The organism is Marinobacter lacisalsi, from assembly GCF_042651045.1.
Classification (GTDB): Bacteria; Pseudomonadota; Gammaproteobacteria; order Pseudomonadales; family Oleiphilaceae; genus Marinobacter; species Marinobacter lacisalsi.
On the sequence record NZ_JBHSDI010000036.1, the window covers coordinates 1 to 1,550 of the forward strand.

At 53.4% G+C, this 1,550-nt stretch carries 3 protein-coding genes; all 3 read left to right on the forward strand.

The window, feature by feature from the left end:
* A partial coding sequence (locus ACFOZ5_RS13455; protein WP_379888155.1) for a hypothetical protein occupies positions 1–366 on the forward strand: 366 nt, incomplete at its 5' end.
* 41 nt (positions 367–407) lie between these two features.
* A complete protein-coding gene (locus ACFOZ5_RS13460) occupies positions 408–716 on the forward strand; it encodes a type II toxin-antitoxin system TacA family antitoxin (protein WP_379888157.1) in 309 nt (102 codons plus the stop codon).
* Positions 717–1,262, forward strand: coding sequence for a GNAT family N-acetyltransferase (locus tag ACFOZ5_RS13465; protein ID WP_379888159.1), 546 nt, complete (start codon positions 717–719; stop codon positions 1,260–1,262).
* Positions 1,263–1,550: the final 288 nt, after the last annotated feature.

Below are 1,550 nucleotides of genomic sequence, written 5' to 3' on the forward strand. Positions count from 1 at the left end.
TCGTGCATGGTCTCCTCCTTAGCTCGTTGGATAGTGTCTGCAACATCTATCCTGGCGCATTACGACGCCGATTTGGAGTGGGGAGGAGACCATCCCATCTCGGAAGGAAAAACAAAAGACCTAAGAAAACCTGGTAACTTTTCCTTTCTCTTTTTTCCGTGGTCTTCCGTGGATTCCGTGGCCAATCAAGTCCTTGATTTCAAGCCCCCAATCGCCGAACACCACTATCGGACGATTATTCAAGCGGCACAGAACGGCACCACACCAGGTCAGCCACATCCCCACTGGGTGCGTAGCGTCAACCGCGCCTCACACCACCATCAGACTGAGCCAACGGTACCCTTGTTGCTGCGTACGCCCAGGTGACGTACAATCAAAACCGGATTTACCTGTAAGGAGCTCACATAATGCTCACCATACCTGACAACACCCCGGAAAATCGGGATCGCAATACGGCCCGCTTCAACTTCCGTACCACCGAGCGGATCAAGCAAACCGTAGAGCACGCCGCTGCAATGCTAGGGCAGGATACCTCAACCTTTGCGGTTACTGCTGCATACGAACGTGCCATCGAGACAATCCGGGCGCGGGAAGTCACACACCTGAAGCCGGAAGATCACCAAGCGTTTTTCGAGGCACTGGAGCACCCTGCCGAGCCAACAGACAAACTCCGTCACGCGTTCAGCCAACACAAGGAAAAGGTTTCAAAGCGCTAAATGACAGGGAAGTTCGTAATCGAGCCGCTCGATACCCGCAGGCACGACAGAATGACGTTCTCATCAGGGGTTGATGCCGTTGATAACTTCCTGCAAAAAACAGCAGGCAAGTTAATGAAAGGAGGTACAGCGAGAGTATTTGTCGCGGTGGACCCGGCAGACACGTGCGGACGAATCCTCGGATTTTACGCCATCAACGCCCATAGCATTGAATATCAGGCTCTGCCCGGCCGTTACCGACGATACGCTCTACCCGACGGCAACATTCCGGCAGCATTCATCGGCATGATCGGTGTCACGGAGGCTGTCCAGGGTAACGGCCTCGGCGGCCTGCTACTGGCGGATGCGCTCAAGGGCGCCCAATTCGCCTCAGAGCGCGTCGGCACAGCTGTCGTGTTACTGGATATTCTGGATTGCGGTAATCCGGACGCTGTTACCAGACGGCAAAGATTGTATGAAAGCTACGGCTTCCAGTCCCTGCCATCATGCCCCCTCAGGATGTTTCTTCCAGTAACTACAATTGCCAGGGCCTATAACGATCGGTGAGGCTGGGCGCCCGTCGGAGTCTGACTCCATCCTTTGAATACACAGCCGCGAATCTTGTAGGTCAGCTCGCCTTCCTTGAGCATCGGTTATTCCTTTAGGAAAAAGATTTTTTGCCACGGAATCCACGGAAAAACACGGAAGGAAAGACAAAGACCTAAAAAACCCTGGTAACTTTCTCTTTATTTTTTTCCGAGATGGGATGGTCTCCTCCCCACTCCAAATCGGCGTCGTAATGCGCCAGGATAGATGTTGCAGACACTATCCAACGAGCTAAGGAGGAGACCATGC

Excerpts from the sequence above, each read along its gene's own strand:
- ACFOZ5_RS13465 (WP_379888159.1), top strand. The coding sequence starts at position 717 with ATGACAGGGAAGTTCGTAATCGAGCCGCTCGATACCCGCAGGCACGAC.
- ACFOZ5_RS13460 (WP_379888157.1), top strand. The coding sequence starts at position 408 with ATGCTCACCATACCTGACAACACCCCGGAAAATCGGGATCGCAATACG.